Genomic DNA, 25,471 nt, shown 5'->3' on the forward strand with positions numbered 1-25,471 from the left:
CACACGTGATTCTTCTCTCACATTTCATTACGGAAGCTTGCCTTTGAAGTTCCGTTCTTTCGCTTTTTGGGAATACTCTTGAGCCAGTTCATTCTCGCCACTTTTTTGATAGGCCCACGCAAGCCAACCATACGATGCAGCCATTTTCGGATTAATTTTAATGGCGATCTTGAGCCGTTCGATACCGTCTTCAAATTCTCCAATCCCAACCAAGAAATTCCCAAATTGGGCATGCGTGATGGCATGTTTGGGATACATCTTTATCGCGCGCTGATAATAGTTAACCGGCAAATTGGGCTGCCCCATCAAATTCCCCACGGTCGCCGATAAGGCTAAGGCTTTCGGATGATTCACAAGCCGATCTAGGGTGTATCGAATTTCACGTGATGCTTGACGTAAATAATGCTCCTTGTGGCCAGGACGTTTAAAAGACTGCTGAAGCAAGGGTAAAATACGCTTCGTATGAGCGCTTTCGACAAGCCGGACAAGTTGTCCTATATGTCGGTCGTTTTTTAATTGATAATAATCATGATACATCGTTGGACCGGCAGGATGATGGGACACCTGATAACGAGCATGGGAATGTACTTGTCCCATTTCCCAGTGCGGAGACCAGTTACCCATTGAAAACGATGGAGCAACGACTCCCCCCTCGACTGGTCCAGACCATGGAAGACAGGCAAAGACAACAAGACTGATAACCATACGATAGGGAATGACTTGAGAATAATTCCGATATCCGCCACCCACATCCTGCCTAGGAAGAACACAGGTCATAATCTGTGACAGTCTTCTTTTCATAAAGACGACTCCTCTGTAGAAAACATGATGATAAAGCCTCTGACACCTCTGGATTACAAAACCGACGCCTTTGGAATATGATACAACAAACAAGACAAAAGAGGCTCGCTGATGCTGAAATCTTCTTACGTGATCACGCCACCAACGTCGCATGCCCTCACCGGCCTCTTTCAATTGTTCGTCACCGACGCATAAATCTGCCCATAGGCTGACGTGGTGTTATCCCACGAACGACATTCCTTTGCCCAAGCGTGCGCTTGTTGGCCTAACGTGTTCAGATAGGCTTCATCTGACAACAATCGAGATAACGTCGAATTCAAGGAACTGGTATCATCAGGAGTGAAGAGTAGGCCAGTGACGCCATCTTGAATCAACTCCCGATGTCCACCGATATTACTCGCCACCAAAGGTTTCCCAACAATCATTGCTTCAAGGGGTTTTAACGGCGTGACCAGCTCAGTCAGTCGAATAGACTTTCTGGGATAGACAAAGATATCAACAAGACCATAGACACCGGGAATGTCCTCATGAGGAATACGCCCAGGCATCACAACCTGAGATTGAATGCCAAGCGCATGAATCTGCTCCTCTAATTCATGTTTGACCTCTCCGCCCCCAACTAGAAGCAGCGCAAGGTCGTCATGAGTGTTGACAAGCTCCGCAAACGCACTGACAAGCAAATCCAAGCCTTCGTAGCGGTAAAACGATCCGATAAAGCCAATGATTCGCTTTCCTGAAAGATTCCAGTTTTTCCGATAGGCTTCATGCGGACGACAATCTTGAAAATCATCCAGATTAATCCCGTTCGGAATAATGGTCAATTTCTTCTCGGAAATCCCTCGACTCATCAAGTCGTGTTTAATCCCATCACATAAGACCGTCACATGCGTTGCGCGTTGACAAGCGAAGGTTTCGAGGGTTCGAACGACACGGTATTTCCACGATCCTTCTTGATACGTCCCATGATCGACCGCCGCATCTTCCCAATAGGCCCGAACTTCATAAATCACCGGCAGGTTGTATTTTCTGGCAACCCATAACGTCGGAATAACATTCAAGACAGGAGAATGGGCATGTAAAACATCCGGCTTCTCCAGTTCAATCACCTCGTCAAGCCGACGAGCCAATGTCTTGATGAGTTGAGACTGCGTCCCTAACCAACCGTGCTCTGCGTCCAGCTTGGGTGAACGATAAAAGCATAGGCCATCGACCATGTCCTTTTCTACCCAAGGCCCTGTCCACGTCTGTTCTTGTTTCAACGACGTTAACCCGATTGGAGTCCAGCCTCGTTTTTCTTGCGCGAGAAAAATATTCTTCGTTCGAAAGGTATATCCACTGTGTAGCGGTAAACTATGATCCAAAATATGAAGAATCTTCAACGGCATTTCAGCGTTCGCCACACAAACATGTTTGAAGAATGTCAACGATTCGCTGACCGGCATGACCATCCCAGAATTTTGGCCTCTTATGTTTCGTATGATGCGCAAGCTGCCGGCGCGCATGAAGGAGAATCTGATCTTTTTTCGTTCCAGCCAAGACATTCGTACCTTGCGTAATCGTAATCGGCCGCTCGGTGTTCTCGCGTAAGGTCACGCATGGAACACCCAAAATCGTCGTTTCCTCTTGTAGCCCGCCTGAATCAGTCAGAACCAATTTGGCATTGGCCGTCAAACACAGAAAATCGAGATACCCTTGTGGTTCAATGCAAAATAGCCCTGATTCTCCGATATCACATGGAGTCAGTGAGGCAAAGTACGACTCGAGTTGAAATTCTTGAATTCGTTTCAACGTCCGTGGGTGTACAGGAAAGACGATAGGCATTTCTTGGCTCAGTTCCTTCAAGGCTTCAAGTATCGGCTGAAAACACGTTGAATCATCCACATTACTCGGGCGATGCAAGGTCATCACTCCGTACGCCCGACGCGCTTTTTGTTTTGGACTCGTAACGACTCCATCTTTGCGAGAAGATGACTGCGCACCATTCGCATTGCCAGAGAGACCTAAACGCTCCAAAATGGTTGATTCTTGGGATTTTTTCCGATGTTTTAACAACGAATCAACCATGGTGTTGCCCACAAAATGGACTTTCTCTTTTGCAATGCCCTCTTTTTTAAGATTCTTCTCAGCGCTCCGTTCCGTAATAAACAGAAAATCTGATACCACATCCGTCAACACACGATTGACTTCTTCTGGCATTTCTCGATCAAAACTTCTCAAGCCAGCTTCAACATGGGCGATACGAGGGCGAAAAAGTTTCAATGTCGCTGTCGGCGTAGGATAGAAGATCTTAGAGGCCACCAATGAGCAGGCAATAGTCGAATTCACATCTCCAACCACAAGCACCACATCAGGCCGTTCATCAAGAACCACAGACTCAAACCGTTTGATTATTTCCCCAGTCTGCTGCGCGTGAGACGAAGACCCGACCCCCATATCAACATCAGGCTTCGGAATGCCCAGATCAGTGAAAAATGCTTGCGACATCTGTGCATCGTAATGCTGCCCGGTGTGAACCAAGCGGTACTCTATACGACGAGAGCCTGAAGCATTATGCGCATGAATTGCGTCAATAATCGCCGACACTTTCATGAAATTTGGTCGAGCTCCCGCAACCAGGACAATTTTCATTAAGCTTTCCATCACAGCGTTTCAATCCTCCAACATCATCATGATTTGCGAAAAGTCCCCGCCATCTTCTGGGGAGAGACAACAGATGTAAGCACCTCAACAACCGAACGAGCCGTCCGTGTCCAACTAAATCCATTCGCATGCGCCACAATCTCTGACACCGTCCACTCTCGTTGTAGTGCCTGCTCCAAACATAGAGCAAGTTGCGACATATCTCGTTCGACCAAACATCCAACATGCGGTGATGTCAAAATTTCAGGAATCCCACCAACCTTCGTTGCAACAACTGGTCGACCACATGCTAAGGCCTCAAGAATAACATTTGGCCATCCTTCTCGCTCGCTCATCAAACAGACAATATCTGCCGCATTGTAATACCAGGTCAACTGATCATGAGGCGTCGCACCAACAAGTCGAACCCACTGAGAGAGACCAAGATCTTCAACAAGACGCTCCAAGACCTTGTGATAGGCACCGCCACCAACGATGAGCAAGAAAGGTGTGGATTCATAAGACTTTTCGGAAAGTTTTTTCAATGTCTTAATGAGAAGATCAAAGCCCTTATTCGGGGTTAAATGTCCCACAGAGACAATGATCTTTCTTTCAGCAACCGGTAATCCCAGCTTTTGGCGAGCATCAGCCTTGGACATTGGAGAAAATTTTTCCGCATTCACCCCATTTGGGATCACCGTCACTTTCTCAGGCGACAGACCCAACTCTACTGTAACATCTTTTAGCGCCTGGGAAACGGTGATCACAGCCTTTGCACGACCAAGCGTCCACTGGATCATTCGCCGAATGATTGGAAATTGCTTAAACACATTCAGGTCGCTCCCTCTTGCTGACACGACAACCGGCACCTGTAACCACCACCCCAACAACACGGCAGCCAACCCATCTGGGTAGACATAATGTGCATCAATCACGTCAAACGGAAATGTTTTTTTAAGCCGAAGCACAAAGGGTATGACTGAGCAAAACAACATCACACTCTGTAACGCCATGGCCAACTTGGGTATCATGAGATATCGTGGATAGTCTATGGGAACCCCGTCGACGATTCGATGCGAATCAATTTTTCGATAGGCAGCCCTCCAGCCGATCGGAACCGGAGGATAATAGGGGACCGGCACAACCACTCGGACATCGCAATGCGGCAACTTCGCGACTTCAGCCATACGCTGCTGAATAAAAATGCCATGATTCGGCCAGACATTATTCGGATATAAGCCCGTAAATACTAAAATCTTCATAGGGTGAAAGAAACGAACGCTTTTTTGAGCTGAAAGAATTGCTGAAAAGACCCAGGAAGTCTTACGAGAGAAATTGACGTTCCCACATACGAAACATCAACACGGTCCACAACTCCGTCGCACGATTTCGTAATCCTGATTGATGCTCTTTCCACAGTTTCCCGACCGTGTCCATATTCAAAAATGGATGACCGTGATCCTGAAATAACATGTCGTGGGCAATATCTTTTAATTCAACTCGAAACCATCGCTCTAAGGGAACGGCAAACCCCATTTTACTCCGATACAGAATGTCATGACTCAAGGTTCCCTCTAACGACTTTTTTAAGATATGCTTTCCCGTCGTCCCTTGGAGTTTGAAAGAAGCGGGAATACTGGCGGCGAGCTCCATAAATGGATGATCGAGAAGAGGGGCACGGACTTCTAAGGAATGCGCCATACTCGCACGATCGACTTTGGTTAAAATATCATCGGTCATGTATGTTTTGACATCGACATATAAGATCCGAGCAATTGGATCGGCTCCTTGCGCTTTCTCGTAATACGAGCGAAGCACATCCACCGTCTCATACGATCCAAGGGCTTCATGCACCTGCCGATGAAGGAGCTGCTGCTTGACTTCAGGTCGAACGGCTGAGATAGATCGGAAGTACCCTTCAATGTGAGACCTCGCTAAATTTTCGAACGTCGCTTTTCCACGGAATATTCTCGGAGCCCAATCAGCTTTAGGATAGAGGGCCGCGAGCGGACCGAACACCGAACGGCGAATCCACGATGGAATGAATGAACGGAGCTGCTCTTCACGACGATCAAAGACATACCGTCGGTAACCGGCGAATAACTCATCGCCGCCATCGCCTGATAACGCAACGGTTACATGCTCCCGTGCTAATTTCGAGACATAATACGTCGGGATGGCTGAAGAGTCGGCAAACGGCTCATCATAATACCAGGCAAGCTTTTCGGTGATGCCCACGGCATCAGGACGAACGACTTGTTCAAAATGTTGCGAACCAAATTGCGTCGCGACTTGCCGCGCATAATCCAACTCATCATATTCTTTTTCTTCAAAACCAATAGACGTTGTGATGACCGGGTTTCCAGTAATCTGACTCATCAGTGCGACCACCGATGACGAATCAATACCACCAGATAAAAACGCCCCTAACGGAACTTCGCTGATCAACCGTAACTGGACCGCCTCCCGATACGCCTCCATGAGTTCCTCGCACCACTCACGTTCCGATTTGACGAGTGTTCGAGAAAAATCAATATCCCAATACTCTTCATCTCGGAGGCCACGATCTGATATTACTACATAATGCCCAGAGAGGACTTTGCGAACTGACGTAAAGATAGACTTTGGTGCAGGCACATAGAGCAAGGAAAAGTAATCAGACAGCGCTTCGAGATCGACATCTCGCGACACATCTGGCGCGGCTAACACGGCCTTCATTTCAGACCCAAATACGACCCGTGACCCATTATAGGCATAAAACAGTGGTTTCTTTCCGACACGATCTCGCGCCAAAAGCAACTGCCGTTGACGACTATCCCAAATGGCAATCGCAAACATTCCACGCAAATCCTTAAAGCAGTCTTCGCCCTTTTCCTCATATAAATGCACAATGACTTCGGTGTCGGATCGTGTTTTAAACGTATGACCCTTTTGTATTAAATATTCCCGTAATGTCTGAAAATTATAGATTTCACCATTGAAGACCACCCAAACTGACTGATCTTCATTCGTCTGCGGTTGCTGCCCACCTTCTAAATCGATAATCGATAACCGACGATGCGCCAGCCCAACAGGACCAGCAGAGTAAAATCCTTCTTCATCCGGCCCACGATGAACGATCGTGTCCGCCATTTTCTTTAATAAGGGAACGGGAACTGGATCTCCACTCCCAACATTAAACACCCCACAAATTCCACACATCGTTAGATGCTACCTTCTTTCATTCGCACGGTTACGGTCACTTGCTCGAAGATGAAACACCATAGGCCGGTTGCCGATGGTCAGGCATTCGACCAAGTACGGAGTCGTAGACAGACAAATACCCGTTCACCATCGTCTCAAGACTGAAACGTTGTTCTGTTAACGCCCGACCAGCCCTTCCATGTTGTTGAACCAGGCTTGGATCTTGTACATAGTCCACCATAGCTTCTGCCATTGCACGAGGATCTCTCGGAGGAATTAAGCGACCAGTATTGCCATCGATCACCAGCTCAACGTTTCCTCCCACAGCCGTTGCCAGCACGGGCAACCCGCACGCCATCGCCTCTAAAATCGTATTAGAAATTCCCTCCGCCTCCGAGGGAAGAACGAACAGGTCAAATGACCGAAGTAGGTCTGGAATATCCTGCCTCTCTCCAGACAACCACACAGAGTGTGATAGGCCATGTTCTGTAATCAACCGTTCAATGTCTGGACGCAGAGGACCGTCGCCCACGAGAACTAATCGCACGTGTTCTACACGATCGGGAAAATATTCACGTAGATGAAGAAAGGCCTGCACCAAGGTTATTTGATCCTTGACCTGTTGCATTCGTCCAATTGTGCCAATAATAAATTGATTGGAGGAAGCAAATCCTTGGGGAAACAGTTCTGGCCGTGCTCCTTGTCGAGGATGAAATCGTTGAATATCTACGCCATTATATATCTGACTAATTCGACGGCGATTGATTCCAATACTCGATTGACACCATTGCGCAAGATCTTCACTCACCGCGATAAAGTGCTGAATCCACATGGCCACAAACTTTCGAAACAGGCGAAATTTCAGATTGGCACCATATTGATCATGAATATCCCGGCCATGCTCCCCATGGATACGACAAGGAACACCTGCCAGGGTCGCCAGGATGGCATACTCCACTGTCGGTAAATTCCGTGTATGAAGAATATTCGGGTTCAATTGCTTCAACACGTTCCATATCCTCACGTACGATCCCCAATCCAGGCCAGGTTGTTTATGAATCGCCACTACCTCGACATCAGTTCGGGTAATACGATCTCGAAAATCCGTAAAATCCGTCAAACACACAATCACATGACGATAACGATCTGCAGGCATGTGATTAATCAGATTGACCAGCCCATTCTCTAACCCTCCCATGGCTAAACGAAATACCAAGTGGAGGATAATCGGGGGCGCATCGTGACTTTTACGTTCTGGCAACATCCTCTGCTTCCCATCCCGTGAGAAAGACTCTACGCCACTCAACTCATACTATGGACTAATCGCTCCAGCTCGGCCCCACAATCGTCCCAACTACCACGTTGCCGCACAAACTCTCGAGCCCGTATTCCGCATGTCGTGCGTAACACAGGGTCATGAAGCAGGCTGATGACTTCATCAGCAAATTGAATCGGATCATCCACGATTCGTATACCATTGTCCTGACATACTGAAATCCCTTCAAAAGCATTAGACGTGCCAACAACAGGCAACCCCATGGCCATGGCTTCAAGAATTTTATTTTGTACACCCCGGGCAATTCGTAATGGCACAACTGCGATCGATGCCGTTTCTAGATACGGCCGGACATCGGGTACCGTTCCGGTCACATTGATACGCCCAAGCTGTGCGAGCCGCAACACTTTTGGATCGGGCTTTCGCCCGACAATATCGAAACGAACCTGAGGAAATAGCTCACAAATCCTTGGGAAAATATCTCGGCAGAAGAACTGAGCCGCGTCAATATTTGGGAAATAATCCATCGCCGCGGTAAACACAATCGTTCCATCTTGAGCAATTCCCGTTTCCGCACAACGATGGGGTTGAAAAAAGTCGATATCAACTCCGTTGGGGATCACATTCACAGGACAGTTTTTTACACGATCACAAAAGACATTGGCTTCCTCAGCGGAAATAAATACTGATTGTTCAAATTCTTCGGCTATGGCCTTTTCATAACACCCAAGTCGATAGGCTTCCAATCGATAGAGTAACGAGAGAGGAAATTTTTGATACACGGCATATTCACGCCACTTTTCAGAATCAACATCAACAAAATCCATCAGCTTGGGCGTCGCATTGACATGACGAACATATTTGGCCATCGGTGACGAAAATACGATAATGCGATCAATGTTGACAGACTCAAGGATGGCGTTAATCCTTTGCTGTAATGTGTGCGAATAAAATGCACCAACGGTTAAGGCCTGACCTCTGACAAGCGCCAACCCGGTACGCAACACTCGCTTCACAAGAGGTTCGTTGACGGCTTCAACGACTTGACAGTACTTCTTCAACTCATCGACGTACTGAAGGTCATCAACATCATCAACAAGACAGGCAAGATAGATCGTATGATTTTTAGCGAGATACTGAATTTGATGATATGACCGAATTTTATCGCCCTTGTTCGGGGGAAAGGGAATCCGATGAGCAAGATACAAAATATTCATGTAAAAATATTGAACCCGTCGAATGGCACAGGACACAAGAGGACTGTGCACTCACGACATATATCCGCGAAAAACTTTCTTCCCTATTTCTTCTGATCTTTCGGACCTTTAGGGAAGATACTTGATGATGTGCGGACCGATGAAATTGGCTACTGGAAGGGGAAGTTTTTTCCACAAAGAGATGAAGGGCTGAAACTTTGGATTGGTCGGAGACACATTGGGAATGTCTCCCCCATGAGGAAGATAGTATTGGTACTGAAGCGGTTTGGGTTCAAACCCCCAATGTCGTTTAAAATCAAACGCTCCCGTCCCTTGCTTACTTCGACCAAAGTCAAAGACCTTATACCCATGCTCCCAGCCATAACGCATTAGCTCCCAATACATAAAGTCATACACGGCATATCGAAGAAACTGGGGAAGTCCGCCTCCATAATACGGCAGTAGTTGATCTTTATAACAAAACGTCATGACGGCAGCGGCCATCTGATTCTGATGCCACACGGTTAATATTTTACATTGCTCTCCCAGCTCTTCCAGTAACACTTCGAAGAAATGGTAGGGAAACGCTGGAGTCCCGAGATTTCTCAAGCTCATCGTATAGATCATGTAAAATTCTTTGAGAAATTCTTTGCCACCTATTTTTGATTCCAATTGATGGCTCATCCCCTGACGAACCATCCGACGCTGTTTCCGAGGAATGGCCATCATATTTTTTTCTTCCCCATCAAAAATCTCACGAGAAAAACTGTAATACAATTCTTTGATCGGAAGATCAATACTATGAGCGTCCATATGACGCAGTTCAAGAAAGTCCACGTTCAATTCGCGCGCAAGACTCTCTCCTCGTTCTCTCAGACACCCAACTGCTTCAAGGGACTCAGCACAGATTCCGCCATAGACACCAAACGGGACTGAAATCAGGACCTGCCCGCGCAGGGGCTTGTTCACTAAAAATAGTGGAAGCACTCCCTCGATTGTGCCAACTCGCTCCGCAAGGTAATAGAGCGACTTATAGCCAAACACTTTTTCTATCACGGCTTTCCACATGCTCGTATGAAAAAACGTGCCTGTCGACGCAACTGCGACGAAGTCATCCCATCGACTCTGGTTCTCTGGAAGATATGAATGAATTTCCATTGCCACTCACGTCCTATGAAACTGACAAGATGCGAGAATTACGAGAAAATATTTGAATTACCGCAAGAACTTTCGAATAGTGTACTCTTTTAATTTTCGAGCATGGGTAAAGATAATAATTTCCCCTAGAAGCCCAATGGATCCAACTTGGACCCCTAACACCATGAGTAGCACCCCCAGAATCAATAGTGGCCGGTCAGACAATGCAGTTACCCCTAACAATCGTTCTAGCGCTAACAACGCAGACACGCAGAACCCGGCGGCAAATAACCCACTCCCGATCAAACCAAAGAATCGCAAGGGTTTTTTCGTAAACTTGAAAAGAAATACGACGGTAAGAAGGTCCAAGATGCGCCTGAGGTACACACCGGGCCGATACAGGCGAGACTGACTCTCCGTTGCATGTTGAGGAATATCGACTTCAATCAGCCGAAAACCTTTTTGGTGGGCAAGCAGTGGTAAAAAACGATGGAGGTCACCGTAGATGGATACCTCTTGGGCAACCTGCTTTTTCATGGCGCGAAGACCGGACCCTAGATCATGAAGATTAATGCCGGTTAATCGATTCGCTAATGCATGAAACACTTGTGTTTGAAGACGATTCAACCACGTATCAATTCGTGGCCAGCGCCTGGTGACGACTAAGTCATATCCTTCATCCACATGCTTGAGAACGTTCTCAAGACCTTCAGGAGCCGTTTGAAAATACGCTGGCAACGTCACAATCGTGTCTCCGATTGCTTGCTCAAACCCCACCGTCAATGCCATTGATTCGCCAAAGTAATACGGAAGAGGTACAACTCTCAGCACAGATGGGTCCCCCTGAAGTTTCTCAAGAGATCGCATCACCCCCTGCTCTCCTCCATCGATGACAAAGATAAACTCGAATGTCACCTGTAATTTCTCAAGAATCAAGGAATAGGCTTGATAGACAGCTTCAACATCATGTGTCCGCTCGACCACAGGCACAACAATCGAAACTGAGGGAGTCGGCTGAGGTGACTCGTGGATAGCCTGTGCGGTATCTGAACTGGAAGAATTCATACAAGTAGAGGGCTAATCCTAATATACAACTCAGGTTGAAACGGTAATGATTGCGAGAGAGTGATCCTGTTCGACCAAAAATATGTTCACGAATGAAACCCGGGCTTCTTGGCAAGAATACTGTCGCTCACAAATTTTTCTGAATGAAAATCTCCGGTTGACAACACCATTTCACCCAGTATACCGAGCGCAAGCAAATGACCAGTTAAGGCTAACAGCATGAAGGCCACAGACGGAAGGACAATGCCTGACACATCATGTGTAAGAAACACGAATAAGCACACCAGACCTAACACACAGGCGACACCACTTGCCCGAGCAAACCAGAGAGCTGGACGAGAAGAAGATCTGACAAGCAAACTCACCACGAACAAATCCAAAAACACCCGCCAAGCCCGAGAAATCCCATATTTACTCGAGCCATACTGCCGGGCATGATGCGTCACAACGACTTCGGCAACTTGGGCCCCGCCAAGTGTCGACATCGCCGGGATAAATCGATGAAAGTCGGCGTATAGTGGTAATTGTTTCACGACGTGTCGGCGATACGCCTTCAAGGAACATCCATTGTCATGAATGGCGACTCCGGTAATTTTCCCTATAATCCAATTGGCAATAATAGAAGGGATTCGACGGGAAATTAACTTATCTTTTCGAGCCTTGCGCCAGCCACAGACGACCCCATACCCCTCCTTCAGTTTGTCCAGTAACTTCGGGATATCTTTGGGATCATTCTGTAAATCACCATCCATACTCACGACAAACTCGCCTTGCGCCGCACGAAATCCGGCTGCCATCGCGAGAGTTTGCCCATAGTTTTTCCTAAATTGAACGACGCGAACGTATGAATGATCGTGATGTAACTGTTCCAACACTTGAGGAGTCTGATCCTGACTCCCATCATCAATAAAGATGACTTCAAACGGCTCCCCTAACGACTGACATGCCGACACGATCTTGTCAAAAAGCACAGGAGTGCTTTCTTGTTCATTATAGACGGGAACAATAACGGAGAGTGCCGGTCGTTTTTTCATTCGCCATTGTTCCCTATCTCATAATTCGCCAATCAGGGAGTCTGGCAGTCAGGCCAATAAACCCTTGATTCACCGTGGCCGTTCTTGATGCCGTGGCGGAGCCATCTGAATTCTGCTTAATGTAACTGTATGAAATATTTCCACTCAACCAAGGCAAGAGCAAAGCACTGAATCCAACTTGTCCCTGATAACTCGTCACGTCAACCTCATTGCCGGTTAACGATTTATTTTTGGCAACGCCGCCCGCCAGGAATCCACTCACCCGCTCAGAGATGGGGTACGACCACGTGGCCGTGCCTCGTTGAGTTAGCACCCCAGAAGTTGATAGCCCACCACCAGGCGTGACTCCCTGAAAGTAGTTTATTGCTAGTAAACCAGCTTCGAAACTTTTGGAAATATTTGCATTTCCCGAAAATGTAATCCTATCAGCCGATTCCGTATATGAAACACCTGCACTTGCTCTAAAATTCACCGTTGGAGTCAACGTATGACTAAACCCCCCTCTGATACTGTGCGTCACCACGGTATCTCCGCGTCGAATATCGCTGATACTTGCTCTGTAATTTGCATTCAGCCGTGTTCTGGGGGATACGATATAACTAGTCCCAGCCCCTAAGGTATGAGTCAGCGAATCATTTAAGTCAGGGTCTGTGAAAGTGACATAACGATTGACGTAACGAGCATTGGGTACCCAACGCGGCGATAAATGATACCTCACAACCACTCCAGCCCGGTTTTGAAATGAATTGGACCCACGACGTCCAGTGAATACTCCCTGGTTACCAATCGGAGTACTACCCCCAGCAATCCCGCCACCGCCCAACCCGCCACCGCCAAACCCACCGCCGCCAAACCCGCTGCCGCCAACACGCCCCCCTTGGCCTGCCTGACCTGGCAATGGATTATCCTGATTTGCGGGATCACCTTCAAACGAAAATCCTTGCAGAGCTGGAGTAAAATTAAACGATTCAATCAACCTGATTTCAAGACCTTTATACCGCTTGGTCAAAAACGGAAGGTCAATTCCAATATTTGTCCTGTGAATATACGTATTGGCCCCTGGATGATTGACATAAAATTGGGCAACACCAGAATACCTTCCCGACAACACCACATCCGGACTTTCATAGGTAAGAGTCAGTGATGGAATCACAAACGTGCCAAAATCGTCACGTTTATTTTTCTTACTTTCAAAAAAGAGATTATCAGTATATGTCTCGGTTACGTTGAGAGACGACTGAAGAGTGAGCGTGGCAAACAGCGGTGCAGGAAATTGCATGAAAACAACACATGCGACAATGAGGAGCAATCTGACAGAGTGGCGCTTCAAAATGTTCATCTCCATCCCCCCTCATCCCTTAGAGTCCGTTCACAAAGAACGAACAATCCAACCGCCGACTCTCTTCCGTTCCAATTTTCTTTTAACCCGGAACTCCTGTATTGCCACCACATCATAAATGAACCTCCAACGAATTTGGGAAAGAAGGATTGAATGCATTTTTTAGTGATTATTGCGTAAAAGCTACAGTATTATGGAAGACACGTACACTGAGTCTCATACCATACACCATCTACATGACTAAACCAACATAATTTCCTAATTTTCTTAATGATTTCAAACGTTCTTACAACAACGTTTAAATAAAGAGGTCGCAAGAAATTATTTTCTTCAGCAACATAAACTGTACATACCCCAAATCCCATAAAACTTGCAGCGATATGAGAATGTCATGAGAACATATAGAACATCCCTTGCTAGCGAGAAGATTCATAAAGAAAAAACAGGTAGTGACCAAACCGATCGCCTGAAGCTTGCCTGTTGTGGAATGAAAATCAAGCTTAACGAAGACCGTGCAGATCCCATTTCTGTGAACGACTGGCTGGGCTTCGATACATGCATCGTTTCTGTGTAAAGCAAACCATTCGGAATGCGGCTTATTTATAAAATTACACTTGGCTACATGTCTTTCCTGCAATATTGAAATGAGAGCCATAAGACGGGATACGAACAGAGCGATCCAGTAAACCCTCTGCACATGCGATGGAACAGAAGAATGTTCTCACTAAGGGCATCCACCAGAAGATGTGCAATGAAATCTACGGCATGAGGAATTAGGCCGTTCCGACACAATGAATTCCAATTGTCACGAGCAAACAACTGAAGGAAGAAATACAATCGGAAAAAAGAACCCTTACTCCCAAAATTTTCTTGAAACTTGACTGTTTTGGCTGAATAAATCCGGATAAGGGCAGCATCTATGAGATCGGCATCTTTTCGACATCGATGGCTCCATGTACTAGATCCTGTCAGCTATACATACCCACATTGATTCCCCTGACCTGCCTAAAGATCACCTAGAAAGCCGCGCTTGCCCTCCAATCCTCCACCAGCTCGATCACCTTACAGGATGTTCCTGCGCACCCAAAGCTCCTGTCCGCTTGACAGGGAAGCTGACAATCTTAAAATAACCCCTACTATCTAATACTATCTCAACGAAAAATCGCGCAATTGGCCGTCGGATTTTTTATTTAAGCACTTCCTCTTTCTTTTCATTGTTTTATATGTAATTTTTATTTGAAATGTATTAAAGTGTCGATATTTCATACAAGTTCATATAGTGGGGGCGTGAATTTCGAGGGGTTTTACTGGCATTCAAAACCAGAAACCAAGGAGTAACTGTCCAGGAACAATTAAAGCTATCTAGACTTTAAGTACACATTTATATCCTTTTGGATACGCGTTATATCTCTTTAGATTCATAAGCTACTCGGATGTTATTAATAAAGTTCACGTAAACTCTGGCTCTATCTTCAACTATTGTATGTAAAGAATAGGTAAATATATTTTTCCAGGTAAATTTCCTTAAAATATGCTTGCAAGTTATGGTCTTATTGTTGCTTACTGTTAGTGAAATCCAGATTACAGGATTCCCTTAAGACTTAGGTGAGATACGTGCCGTTGGACAAACATTTGCCATTTCACGTCCCTGATATTGGTGAGGAAGAAATCGCTGCAGTTGTCGAGACCCTCCGATCTGGTTGGCTAACTACAGGATCAAAAGTTAAACAGTTTGAAGCAGAATTCGCACAACGCCTAGGTGCCAGAAATGCTGTAGCGGTGAATTCTTGTACAGCGGCTTTGCATCTTGCACTAGAGGCAATAGGCCTCTCAGAAGGAGACGAGGTCCTCGTTCCAACCATGACGTTTGCGGCAACGGCAGAGGTGGTACACTACTTCAACGCCATTCCAGTATTGGTGGATTGTCGAGAAGACAACCTCAACCTTGATGTTGGTCAAATTGAGAAGGCCATAACGACAAAGACCAAGGCCATTATCCCCGTGCATTTTGCCGGGCATCCTTGTGCAATGGACCAAATTCTGGAGATAGCACGAGTCCACCATCTCCATGTAATTGAAGATGCCGCCCATGCACTCCCCGCTTCGTATCAGGGAAAAATGATAGGAACACTTGGAGACATTACCTGCTTTTCTTTTTATGCCACGAAAACGATGACCACCGGGGAAGGCGGCATGGCGACGACCGAGAACCCTGAATGGGCTCACCGTATGCGCATGTTGAGCCTTCATGGTATTTCGCAGGATGCATGGCAACGGTATACCCCTGGAGGGTCATGGTATTACGAAATTTGTCATCCGGGATTTAAATATAATTTGACTGATATTGCGGCGTCGCTGGGAATCCCGCAATTACAGAAATGTGATGACTTTAAGGCATCCCGGCAGCATATTGCCATGCGCTATAATGAAGCGTTTCGTCAGCTACCTGAGATCCGTACGCCTCATGTTACGGACAATATCGACCATGCTTGGCACTTGTATGTGATTCAACTGCATGTTGAACAATTGCGAATTGGGCGGAACGAGTTTATCGATCAACTGAAAAAACATGGCATCGGAGCCAGTGTGCATTTTATTCCCTTGCACCTTCATCCATACTACCGCAATACATTCACCTATTCGCCAGAAGATTTCCCTCTGGCTACCGCAGTCTTTGACCGTATTGTGTCTCTCCCGATCTATTCCAAAATGAGTGAGGACGATATCCAGAATGTCATTCGCGTTGTTTCCACGCTTATCGAAGATTACCGGCGATGATCAAACGTTCATTTGACCTTCTTGTGGCATGCGTGGGGCTGACTCTATTGGCCCCCGTATTTGTTCTTCTCGCACTCCTTATCAAAATAGAATCAAAGGGACCTGTCTTTTTCGCCCAAACTCGTATGGGGCAAGGATTTCGGAAGTTCTCTATTCTGAAATTTCGAACCATGATAGATAGGCCAGTCCCGACAGGAGGCCTCCTCACGATAGGACATGATTCACGGGTTACACGGATTGGCAATATATTGCGCCGCGTCAAGCTTGATGAACTTCCTCAACTCATCAATGTCATAAAAGGAGAGATGAGTTTAGTCGGTCCAAGACCTGAAGTTCCACAATATGTTGACATGTTTCGAAATGATTACGAAGAAGTGCTAGAAACCAGGCCCGGGTTAGTGGACCTTGCGTCACTTAAATATATTGACGAACAGATGATGCTCGGGCATGTGGCAAACCCTGAAGAAGAATACGTCAAGACAATTCTGCCGGATAAAATCCGATTGGCAAAAGTATATGTCGCGTATTCCTCGTTCTTGCTAGACCTCGTTATTCTTGTACAGGCTTCGTTCAAAATATTTGGAATTCATGACGATCTATTAATTGCCAGTCCGCAAAAAGGCCAGGACGAGATCCTACTCCTCCCAAACTCCTCTCTGCGCAAATATATTTTGACGTACCGGCGTCAACTCATTGTTGGGTTGGATGTCGGACTTATCGTCGTAGCCAACTATTTAGCCTTTTTATTGAGATTCGATGGCTATATTCCATCAAAGAGCTATCAAGTCTTCTTCCAAATGTTACCGGTCCTTCTGCTCGTCAGAACCCTTTCGTTTTCACTCTTTCGACTGAACGAGGGCCTTTGGCGATATATCGGCATCTGGGATGTGAAAAATATTATCTGGGGGGTCCTTTCTGGAACACTGTGTTTTTTCCTCATTGTGCATTTCGGGTTTGGATTCACAGAGTATCCACGATCGGTTTTTGTGATCGATAGCATGTTATTGATCAGTTTTCTCGTTGGCATCCGGCTCGTGGTTCGCCTCTTTCGAAAGAATAAAACCTCGAAACGTTCCAAACGTGTGTTAATTATCGGAGCAGGAAAAACGGGAGAGAAAATCGTTCGAGAAATGCAAGAACATCCATCGTGCGCCTATTCTCCAATTGGGTTCGTTGACGATGACCCATTGAAGGTAGGGCAGCGAATTCATGGAATTAAAGTTCTTGCTACCTCAAAAGACCTTCCCAAAATTCTTGCGTTGGAAAATCCTGCAGAAATTCTTATCGCCATATCACAGTCACACGCAAGTAGCATTCGAAATATCCTACGCACACTAGAAGCATTTAAAATTCCCATCAAGACGCTCCCCAAATTAGAAGATATTCTTGATGGGAAAGTTACGATTGGACAGATTCGAGACTTAAAAATTGAAGACCTTCTTCAACGGCCTCCAGTAGGAACTCCGCGACAAATACTTCCACCCCTTATTCAGGGGAAACGAATAATGGTTACTGGGGCTGGGGGATCTATTGGGTCTGAACTTTGCCGCCAGATTATAGCATTTGATCCTCAATCGCTTGTCCTGTATGAACGCCATGAGAATAGTCTCTACCAAATTGCAAGCGAGCTGGCCGACAACGGATATTCGGCCAGGACTCATGAGGTTTTGGGTGATATTACCGACCCTCTACGTCTCAAACAGACATTAGAGCACTATAGGCCTGAAATTATTTTTCATGCCGCAGCTCACAAGCATGTTCCTTTAATGGAACTCAATCCCTGTGAAGCGTTCAAAAATAACATTATTGGGACTCACCACGTAGCCAAGGCTGCCGAACACGCTGGCGTGGACCGCTTTGTCTTAATCTCGACGGACAAGGCCGTGAATCCTAGCAGTGTGATGGGGGCAACGAAACGAGGAGCCGAATTAGTCGTTAGGAGTTTAGCTCAAACGAGCCAAACATGCTTCTTAATTGTCAGATTTGGGAATGTGCTCGGCAGCAATGGAAGCGTTGTGCCCCGCTTTCAAAAACAAATTCGTGGAGGAGGTCCGGTAACCGTAACACATCCAGATGTTCGCCGGTACTTCATGACCATACCTGAAGCCGTTGAATTGGTATTGCAGGCTGCCACACTCAAAGAGCAGAGTGCACTCTATGTGTTAGATATGGGACAACAGATTAAACTTTTGGATTTGGCCCGTCATCTCATTCGCCTCTCCGGCTATATACCTGAAAAGGAAATTCCCATTCAGTTTGTCGGCCTTCGCCCAGGAGAAAAACTGGAAGAAGAGTTAGTCGCCGATGGCGAAAACTCTGAGCACTCACCAATAGACAAGATTTTCCAAATAAAATCTCACGCTGCTCAAGATTTCACGCAACTCAATCAGATACTCGACGACTTTCTCGATAGAATCCATTTGAATTCTCCATTACATACATTAGCGCAATTACAGAAACTTGTGCCCACCTTCCATCATATTGAGCTACCAGGGAAAGACCAGGCAATTGACACTTGGGCAACAGACAGTGCACAAAAGAATGGCCATACCAAAACGGTCCTGGTTGTAGATGATGATGAATCTGCACGAAGCGCCACGCGGGCTTTACTCGAAAATTCAGGATACACATGTATTGAAGCGGAACATGGAGTCAAGGCATTGGAATTGCTCAGACAGGATGGAGTGGATCTGATCGTTACGGACAACCGAATGCCTAAGCTGACGGGATTGGACTTCATCGAGCAACTTCAACAATCAGAGCCCGCTAACCGTATTCCATTAATCATATTTAGTGGTAATTTAAGCCATGTAGACAAAGAAAGAGCGTTAAAAGCTGGAGCATATGCTGCACTTGATAAACCTGATGATTTGGCAAGACTAACTCAAACTATTCACGAAATTTTCATTCATAAGGAATAAGCTAAGCAGAGAAGTCCTGTCTCATTTTAATGACTCCCTCATATTGCCTTTTTCTTGCATTCTGCCATTTACGATCTTTACTATGAATGATGAGTGCATGCAAAGCTTTAAAAACCTTGAATAGAAACACTTGTAACATCTTACATTTATGAAGAACTTACTGTTTTTAAAAGTCATGGCGTTCTGTCTTCTCATGAGTGCGTGTCACTCCATTGGAAGTGGATTACGGACCGTAGAGGTTTCTGAATTAAGTCCTAGCGGTTTTCCGCAGGAACCAACACATCAGAGAAATTCTGACAATGAGAAATATGTCATCAAGCCTGGCGATCAACTAAGTGTGAAATTCTTTTTTAACCCCGAATTGAATGAAGAAGAATTAATTGTTCGTCCTGACGGCTACATCTCACTTCAATTGGTGCATGAAATCAAAGCGGCAGGTCTTACCCCGTCTGATCTGACAAGGCTTTTAGCAGAACAGTATGCGGGACAACTCAAAAATCCTGAAATTGCCGTTATCGTTCGATCAATCAAAGAGGCGAAGAGAATTTATGTCGATGGCCAAGTTGGTGCGCCGGGAGAATTTGAAATGATTGGCCCCTTGACTGTGCTACAGGCCATTACCCTTGCCAGGGGAATGAAGGAAGACATGGCAAACAAACGTGAAGTGGTTGTCATTCGCCGAGATCAGAACAATGACCCCTTTGCGATTCGGGTTAACTTGGAAGCGGCTCTTAGCGGCAGAGACCTCTCTCAAGACATTCAGTTATTGCCTCATGATACGGTGTATGTGCCACGATCGTTTTGGTAAGCATACGTTGGATGACTATAGATAATGGGATGCCCATTTTACCAAACTGTCACTAGAGGCGAAGCGTGGCGCCATCATTTGGCGAGACTCACATTAACACTTTGCATGGTTCTAACAAGTATAGATTGTGACATGTTTCAAGCGGTTGCTCAGGCTGCTCCATCTGACCCCGGAATTCCCACAAGCCAGGAAGTTATGGAAACAACTGTGGATCAGACGTACACCATCATGCAACAACAACTCCAGGCCTATCAAAAACGACTCGAAGAGTCCGAGCGCCACCTACAAGATTTCAAGAAAAACCATGGCATCATTTCACTTGGCTCACAAATCAATCTTCTTCTTCAACAACGTAATACATTAGACAATTCCTTAAAAGTCCAGCAAAACCACGCGCAAGGTCTCCGGGAAAAACTAGCGTGGATTAAGAATCAGATTAGCCATGTGCCTCCGGAAATTCCTCTGACAAGTGTCTTGGAATCCGAGCAAGGCATTATTAGCGGGGCAAAAAATAATTTACTCAAGCTTCGATTGCAAGAACAGGAATTACTCAATAAGTATACTGAGCAAAACCCTCATGTCCAATCGCTTCGAAAAGAAATGGAAATCGTCTCTCAATTTATTAAGGATCAGGAAGCCAATTTAGCCGGAAGTGTCACGACCGGCAAAAACCCGCTCTATCAGGAAATGGAAATGCAGATGTTTCATACTCAAACTGATCTGGTTTCTGCTGAGGCTCAAGGCCAGGTGATTTCGCAGCAAATTTTGGAAGTGAATAACAAGCTTGAACGTCTACGAAGCCTGGAAGTCGAGTTTGAAGAATTGAGTCGGCAAGTTAAAGCCGACGAAAGGAATTATCTGAATTACCTCACAAAAGTCGGGACAACTCCTCCACAAGATTACCAAATTCAGGTCGGTGATCAACTGGATATTAAATTTTTCTTCAATCCAGAACTTAATGAGTCCGTGTTAGTCCGACCCGATGGACGAATCGCATTGCAGTTAGTAGGTGAATTTCCAGTCGTTGGGCACACGGTAAAAGAACTGCGAGAAATTTTAATGAAGAATTATTCCAAACAACTCAAAAACCCTGAGGTTGCCGTCTTACTTCGATCCTCGAATGTACCAGGAGATACGATACGGTCAAGCAGAGAGAAAGCCAACCCTGAGATATACGATGGAAGATGAAGCGATCACTGAAGCCGAGCGCCTGCCCTATCCTTTGGGGAGTCTGCGAGATATTTTAACCACCCTTTTTAAGCACAAGGTTAAAATCCTTGTTGCATTTTCTGTGGTTTTTCTACCTATACTAGGATGGGTGTATCTATCTGTGCCCTATTTTGAAGCCGAGTCCACAATCGTGCTGAAGTCTGGCAGAGAACACGTTGTGCGGCCAGAGGTGGGAAGCGTGCAAGAATATGTAGATTTTGACAAAGAAGCTGCCATACAAACAGAACTTAATATTATTTCTAGTAAAGATTTGGCAAGACAAGTCATCCAAACCATAGGAATTCATAAAATCTATCCAGAATTAGCTAGCGCATCACAAGAGAAAGGGCAAGATGCCATTTATCCTGCCACATTGAAGTTTTTAGGCAAACTGACGACTGAACCCGTGAATTATTCAAATGTAATTAGCCTGACATTCCTGCATAAAGACCCTCAAATGGCGGCAATGGCTCTGAACATTCTTATTGATCTATTAAAGGGGAAACACCTTGAAGTGTTTAGCGACCCCAAGGCCTCATTTTTAAACAATCAATTGCGTAATTATGAGGAAAAGCTAAAAAAATCCGAAGCGAAACTACAGGCGTTCAAGCGTAAAAACAACCTTACATCCTCTTTAAAGGAGCATCAACAACGCCTCCTAAATCAAAAAGCTGACCTAGACATGGAATATAAAAAAATCAAGCATCAGATACATGGGTTACGGAGTAAAGGTATCTCGCTTGAATCCCAGCTGCAAACAATACCGCAAACCATTCCGCTTTCCTCAACCCAAGGGGACAGTGTTCTTAAAAAAGCTCAAGAGGATTTGTTTGACTTGCAACGTCAAGAACAGAACTTACTTGGCAAATACACGGAAGATAGCCTTCCGGTTCAAAACCTTCGAAAAGAGATTCAACTGCTGGAAGGGTTTATACGTGAACACCCGAAAGAGAAAAGGTCGGACACAATCATCAGTGGGAACAATCCTACTTTCCAAAACCTTGAAATCACCAAACTAGAAACTTCGTCTGCATTAAAAACCAAACAGGCTAGCATGAAAGTCATTGCTGACCACATCAAGGAGCTAGACAACAAAATCCTGAGCTTTGACCAATTGAGTGAGGATTTAGCTGTCCTCGAACGACAAAAAAACGCGGATGAGCAAAACGTGCAACTGTATCTTGGTAAAGTTGAAGAGGCAAAAGTATCAGAAGAGATGGACCGTCTGCAAATGTCAAACATCAGGGTCATCCAAATTGCAGAACCACCCTTGCAACCGATTGGTCGTCCGGCCGCACTCAAACTATTACTCGGTGTTATTTTAAGCTCTTTTTTCAGTCTTGGTGTAGCATTCATCTCCGAATTTTTAGCCGGCACATACACAAGGCCAGACCAAGCGGTAGAAGATTTAGGACTTCCGGTTCTTGCCTCCTTCTACCAAAGAAATGTGAGTTAATCTATGTACCTCGCCTTTTATGGTCTCCGCAAGGAAGCATTTCAGATCACACCTGATCCGAGTTTTCTTTACATGAGTTCTAGCCATAAGGAAGCACTTGGCGCAATTGTGTATGGAATCAAAAAACGAAAAGGATTTGTCGAAATTACCGGGGAAGTTGGCGTCGGAAAAACCACAATAATTCGTGCGTTTCTCGAAGAGCATAGCGACCCAAAACAGAAGACCGTGTATATTTTTAATCCTGTCCTATCATATCACGGTCTACTGACCACCATTTTTACGTCACTCGACCTCGTTGCGACTCATAATGATGAATCAGGAATGATCAACCAACTTCATGAAGCATTGATAGAAGAATACAAAGCCGGAGGTACAGTTATCCTGATCATTGATGAAGCTCAAAACATGCCTATCGAGACGTTAGAAAACCTCCGGATGTTATCCAATCTCGAGACGGCAACGGAAAAGTTAATTCAGATAGTGTTGGTCGGACAGCCTGAGCTAGAAACCTTGCTTCAACAACCTGCGTTGAGACAATTTCAGCAACGCATAGCCCTTCGAGCCAAAATCTCCCCATTAACCGAAAAAGAGAGTAAAGCATTCATTCTTCACCGGATTGCTGTCGCTTCCACACCTAGAAACCCAGTCTTTTCGAATAAAGCCCTACAGCTGATTGCACGAAAAGGAAGAGGGATCCCTCGGCGATTGAATGTCCTTTGTGATAACGCACTAATTACCGGCTTTGGAAGACAACTTACCCCCGTACCTGTGAGCGTCGTGAAAGAAGTTCTTTCTGACCTTGACGGCTCCCATCCTCCGGTCCTGTGGAAATGGGCTCTGGCAACAGGATTTGTCTTGATAGTAGGTATTGGCATGATAGCCTTTTGGGAATCACGCAGTTTCCATGAAAATACCGGGATGGAACACAATGTGAGTCAAGAAAAACAAGGAAGCCTCAATACGTCCAAAGACCCTACGGTCATGCATACTCAACAAGCTGAGCCCTCATCAGCTGCTCCCAGGCCTGATGGCGACCCTATGGAAGCATCAAGGTCTCAGGTTGTTTTAGAAGATGTGCAGGGGACGGAGACAAATCCTGAAACTGAGACCGCGGGGAATATGCAATCTGTAAAGAATGTGCTTACGAATAGATCCATGCGACCGTCCATAGTCAGCCGGCAAAATGCCGCCACCTCATCACCTGCTCATTTGCCGGCCATTCACGTTGTCGATCCTGTCGAACACTCACATGATATGCGGACAAACATGAATGCTCAATCAACACTCAATTCACCTCTGAATGAAGGGGATGAGCAACCACTTCACCTCATGAAGACTTCCTCTTCATCCAAGCAGTTGGATGAAAAGCTATCTGCAGTCCATGCGGCAACGAGGTCGAGAGTCGTTGAACTCGGTGAAAGTCTGAGCCAAATAACTCATGAAACCTATGGCTCTACAAAAAGGGAGTATATTGAGTGGGTTAAACAGCACAACCCTCACATTATGAATCCCAACATGATTCTCCCTGGTCAATACCTTGTATTGCCTGAATATCAACAAGGTGCGGTATCACCATGAGCAAAATCTACGATGCACTCCAAATCGCTTACGGCGAACGTCATGTAGATGAAAACGGATCTACGGAAGCGTCAACAATCTCCTCGCCTCCCCTCTTAAAAATAGACAGCCCATTTTCTATTGCACGGTATTACAAGGACCCCGAGCTTCTCGGCCTCGCCCAGCATATCGCCACACGGCTTGCAGACCCTAAGAAAAATGTCATTCAATTTATCGGCACACAAAAAGGAGAAGGAACGTCTACCCTAGCCCGAGAGTTTGCAATGGTGTTAGCTCAACATAGCACGAAACCAATTTTGCTCGTTGAAGCTGACCTCATTCAACCATGTCAGTATCAAGCATTTGGCGTTGATCCAAAACCTCCCTTAGAAAACCATTATGAAAATGGGAAGTCTCTTGATGGAGTCATCTCGCAAATTGAGGATTCAAACCTTTATATTGGAACGTTATCTCCAAAAGTCCAATCTGCACTAACCGGACAAACAGAGTCTAACGGGAAAAGTATGTGGGATGGGTTTCGCAACCAGTTTGCCCTAATCGTCATCGATTCATCTCCCGCACGTGTCACTCCGGATAGTCTGGCGCTTTGCGGAACTGTCGATGGAATTATTTTTGTGCTACAGGCAGAAAAAACCCGTTCCACAGTTGCACGGAGCGTGAAAGAGCAGATTCTGATGCGTGGAGGAAATATACTGGGGCTCGTCCTTACAAAGCTTAAATTTCACATCCCGGAACGTATTTACAAGCTTTTGTAATGCATTCTAACTACGTACAAATTTGAGAGACACTTCCGCAAGACTAACCAACACAACGCCCCCCTACCTTCTACAAATAACCGACACTTGATGCTATTGAAAAAAACGTTGTAGACTGAACATCGAAATTTTACAATTGATCACCAGCACATAAAGACGCAGTCGCATCACCTATAGATTTTCAGGTCAGGAGAGTAGAGTATTCCGCTATTTCCTCAGAATATGTTTTCTTGCATGCTCAAGTCGTCTTTCTCCCTAATATAGCTTTCAATTGTGTTTAAGGATTTCCAGAATGGTGACTTGCCTATACGGGTGA

At 45.7% G+C, this 25,471-nt stretch carries 19 protein-coding genes; 8 read left to right on the forward strand and 11 right to left on the reverse strand.

Going from position 1 to position 25,471, the window contains the following annotated elements; genetic code table 11:
• Positions 1 to 27 precede the first annotated feature (27 nt).
• From ACWHX8_RS14180 to ACWHX8_RS14230, 11 genes are all read right to left on the reverse strand, one after another.
• Positions 28 to 801: a tetratricopeptide repeat protein gene (locus ACWHX8_RS14180; RefSeq protein ID WP_447968782.1), complete on the reverse strand. Its 774-nt coding sequence runs from the start codon at positions 799 to 801 to the stop codon at positions 28 to 30.
• Between the two features lie 170 nt (positions 802 to 971).
• A complete protein-coding gene (locus ACWHX8_RS14185) occupies positions 972 to 2,186 on the reverse strand; it encodes a TIGR04063 family PEP-CTERM/XrtA system glycosyltransferase (protein ID WP_447968783.1) in 1,215 nt (404 codons plus the stop codon).
• 1 nt (position 2,187) lies between these two features.
• Entirely contained in the window at positions 2,188 to 3,429 is a 1,242-nt protein-coding gene (wecB, locus tag ACWHX8_RS14190) for a non-hydrolyzing UDP-N-acetylglucosamine 2-epimerase (RefSeq protein ID WP_447968784.1), read from the reverse strand.
• Between the two features lie 38 nt (positions 3,430 to 3,467).
• The gene (locus ACWHX8_RS14195) at positions 3,468 to 4,682 is read right to left on the reverse strand and encodes a glycosyltransferase family 4 protein (RefSeq protein WP_447968785.1); all 1,215 of its coding nucleotides are present in this window, start codon (positions 4,680 to 4,682) and stop codon (positions 3,468 to 3,470) included.
• Between the two features lie 61 nt (positions 4,683 to 4,743).
• Complete coding sequence (gene asnB, locus ACWHX8_RS14200) at positions 4,744 to 6,621, reverse strand: asparagine synthase (glutamine-hydrolyzing) (protein WP_447968786.1); 1,878 nt, start codon at positions 6,619 to 6,621, stop codon at positions 4,744 to 4,746.
• Between the two features lie 37 nt (positions 6,622 to 6,658).
• On the reverse strand, positions 6,659 to 7,867 hold the full coding sequence (locus ACWHX8_RS14205) for a TIGR03088 family PEP-CTERM/XrtA system glycosyltransferase (RefSeq protein WP_447968787.1): 1,209 nt from the start codon (positions 7,865 to 7,867) through the stop codon (positions 6,659 to 6,661).
• Positions 7,868 to 7,905: 38 nt separating this feature from the next.
• Positions 7,906 to 9,096 carry a TIGR03087 family PEP-CTERM/XrtA system glycosyltransferase gene (locus ACWHX8_RS14210; protein ID WP_447968788.1) on the reverse strand — a complete coding sequence of 397 codons (1,191 nt, stop codon included), beginning with the start codon at positions 9,094 to 9,096 and terminating at the stop codon, positions 7,906 to 7,908.
• A gap of 108 nt (positions 9,097 to 9,204) precedes the next feature.
• Positions 9,205 to 10,233 (reverse strand): FemAB family XrtA/PEP-CTERM system-associated protein, encoded by a 1,029-nt coding sequence (locus tag ACWHX8_RS14215; RefSeq protein WP_447968789.1) that lies wholly within the window; start codon positions 10,231 to 10,233, stop codon positions 9,205 to 9,207.
• A gap of 57 nt (positions 10,234 to 10,290) precedes the next feature.
• The gene (locus ACWHX8_RS14220; RefSeq protein WP_447968790.1) at positions 10,291 to 11,277 is read right to left on the reverse strand and encodes a glycosyltransferase; all 987 of its coding nucleotides are present in this window, start codon (positions 11,275 to 11,277) and stop codon (positions 10,291 to 10,293) included.
• A gap of 86 nt (positions 11,278 to 11,363) precedes the next feature.
• Entirely contained in the window at positions 11,364 to 12,311 is a 948-nt protein-coding gene (locus ACWHX8_RS14225) for a glycosyltransferase family 2 protein (protein WP_447968791.1), read from the reverse strand.
• A gap of 13 nt (positions 12,312 to 12,324) precedes the next feature.
• Positions 12,325 to 13,590, reverse strand: coding sequence for a hypothetical protein (locus ACWHX8_RS14230; RefSeq protein ID WP_447968792.1), 1,266 nt, complete (start codon positions 13,588 to 13,590; stop codon positions 12,325 to 12,327).
• Between the two features lie 451 nt (positions 13,591 to 14,041).
• On the opposite strand from ACWHX8_RS14230, the gene ACWHX8_RS14235 reads away from it, so the two are divergent.
• The 8 genes from ACWHX8_RS14235 to ACWHX8_RS14270 all read left to right on the forward strand — a co-directional run bounded on the left by ACWHX8_RS14235 (position 14,042) and on the right by ACWHX8_RS14270 (position 25,155).
• The gene (locus ACWHX8_RS14235; RefSeq protein ID WP_447968793.1) at positions 14,042 to 14,224 is read left to right on the forward strand and encodes a hypothetical protein; all 183 of its coding nucleotides are present in this window, start codon (positions 14,042 to 14,044) and stop codon (positions 14,222 to 14,224) included.
• Positions 14,225 to 15,264: 1,040 nt separating this feature from the next.
• The gene (locus tag ACWHX8_RS14240; protein WP_447968794.1) at positions 15,265 to 16,428 is read left to right on the forward strand and encodes a DegT/DnrJ/EryC1/StrS family aminotransferase; all 1,164 of its coding nucleotides are present in this window, start codon (positions 15,265 to 15,267) and stop codon (positions 16,426 to 16,428) included.
• A complete protein-coding gene (locus tag ACWHX8_RS14245; protein ID WP_447968795.1) occupies positions 16,425 to 19,349 on the forward strand; it encodes an SDR family NAD(P)-dependent oxidoreductase in 2,925 nt (974 codons plus the stop codon). The genes ACWHX8_RS14240 and ACWHX8_RS14245 overlap by 4 nt, the downstream gene beginning before the upstream one ends.
• A gap of 193 nt (positions 19,350 to 19,542) precedes the next feature.
• Positions 19,543 to 20,157 (forward strand): polysaccharide biosynthesis/export family protein, encoded by a 615-nt coding sequence (locus tag ACWHX8_RS14250; protein WP_447968796.1) that lies wholly within the window; start codon positions 19,543 to 19,545, stop codon positions 20,155 to 20,157.
• A gap of 132 nt (positions 20,158 to 20,289) precedes the next feature.
• Entirely contained in the window at positions 20,290 to 21,345 is a 1,056-nt protein-coding gene (locus tag ACWHX8_RS14255; RefSeq protein ID WP_447968797.1) for a polysaccharide biosynthesis/export family protein, read from the forward strand.
• Positions 21,335 to 22,822, forward strand: coding sequence for a GumC family protein (locus ACWHX8_RS14260; RefSeq protein ID WP_447968798.1), 1,488 nt, complete (start codon positions 21,335 to 21,337; stop codon positions 22,820 to 22,822). The genes ACWHX8_RS14255 and ACWHX8_RS14260 overlap by 11 nt, the downstream gene beginning before the upstream one ends.
• Positions 22,823 to 22,825: 3 nt before the next feature.
• Entirely contained in the window at positions 22,826 to 24,400 is a 1,575-nt protein-coding gene (locus ACWHX8_RS14265; RefSeq protein WP_447968799.1) for an AAA family ATPase, read from the forward strand.
• Complete coding sequence (locus ACWHX8_RS14270) at positions 24,397 to 25,155, forward strand: CpsD/CapB family tyrosine-protein kinase (protein WP_447968800.1); 759 nt, start codon at positions 24,397 to 24,399, stop codon at positions 25,153 to 25,155. The genes ACWHX8_RS14265 and ACWHX8_RS14270 overlap by 4 nt, the downstream gene beginning before the upstream one ends.
• The last annotated feature ends 316 nt before the right edge of the window (positions 25,156 to 25,471 follow it).

It is taken from the genome of Nitrospira sp. M1 (genome assembly GCF_965152605.1).

Bases quoted from the DNA above. Each gene is read 5' to 3' on its own strand.
- ACWHX8_RS14210 (WP_447968788.1), bottom strand. From the start codon at position 9,096: ATGAATATTTTGTATCTTGCTCATCGGATTCCCTTTCCCCCGAACAAG.
- ACWHX8_RS14250 (WP_447968796.1), top strand. From the start codon at position 19,543: ATGAGTGCGTGTCACTCCATTGGAAGTGGATTACGGACCGTAGAGGTT.
- ACWHX8_RS14180 (WP_447968782.1), bottom strand. From the start codon at position 801: ATGAAAAGAAGACTGTCACAGATTATGACCTGTGTTCTTCCTAGGCAG.
- ACWHX8_RS14245 (WP_447968795.1), top strand. From the start codon at position 16,425: ATGATCAAACGTTCATTTGACCTTCTTGTGGCATGCGTGGGGCTGACT.
- ACWHX8_RS14265 (WP_447968799.1), top strand. From the start codon at position 22,826: ATGTACCTCGCCTTTTATGGTCTCCGCAAGGAAGCATTTCAGATCACA.
- ACWHX8_RS14205 (WP_447968787.1), bottom strand. From the start codon at position 7,867: ATGTTGCCAGAACGTAAAAGTCACGATGCGCCCCCGATTATCCTCCAC.
- ACWHX8_RS14220 (WP_447968790.1), bottom strand. From the start codon at position 11,277: ATGAATTCTTCCAGTTCAGATACCGCACAGGCTATCCACGAGTCACCT.
- ACWHX8_RS14235 (WP_447968793.1), top strand. From the start codon at position 14,042: ATGAGAACATATAGAACATCCCTTGCTAGCGAGAAGATTCATAAAGAA.
- wecB (WP_447968784.1), bottom strand. From the start codon at position 3,429: ATGAAAATTGTCCTGGTTGCGGGAGCTCGACCAAATTTCATGAAAGTG.
- ACWHX8_RS14185 (WP_447968783.1), bottom strand. From the start codon at position 2,186: ATGCCGTTGAAGATTCTTCATATTTTGGATCATAGTTTACCGCTACAC.
- ACWHX8_RS14230 (WP_447968792.1), bottom strand. From the start codon at position 13,590: ATGCAATTTCCTGCACCGCTGTTTGCCACGCTCACTCTTCAGTCGTCT.
- asnB (WP_447968786.1), bottom strand. From the start codon at position 6,621: ATGTGTGGAATTTGTGGGGTGTTTAATGTTGGGAGTGGAGATCCAGTT.
- ACWHX8_RS14270 (WP_447968800.1), top strand. From the start codon at position 24,397: ATGAGCAAAATCTACGATGCACTCCAAATCGCTTACGGCGAACGTCAT.
- ACWHX8_RS14215 (WP_447968789.1), bottom strand. From the start codon at position 10,233: ATGGAAATTCATTCATATCTTCCAGAGAACCAGAGTCGATGGGATGAC.
- ACWHX8_RS14225 (WP_447968791.1), bottom strand. From the start codon at position 12,311: ATGAAAAAACGACCGGCACTCTCCGTTATTGTTCCCGTCTATAATGAA.
- ACWHX8_RS14255 (WP_447968797.1), top strand. From the start codon at position 20,290: ATGTTTCAAGCGGTTGCTCAGGCTGCTCCATCTGACCCCGGAATTCCC.
- ACWHX8_RS14260 (WP_447968798.1), top strand. From the start codon at position 21,335: ATGGAAGATGAAGCGATCACTGAAGCCGAGCGCCTGCCCTATCCTTTG.
- ACWHX8_RS14195 (WP_447968785.1), bottom strand. From the start codon at position 4,682: ATGAAGATTTTAGTATTTACGGGCTTATATCCGAATAATGTCTGGCCG.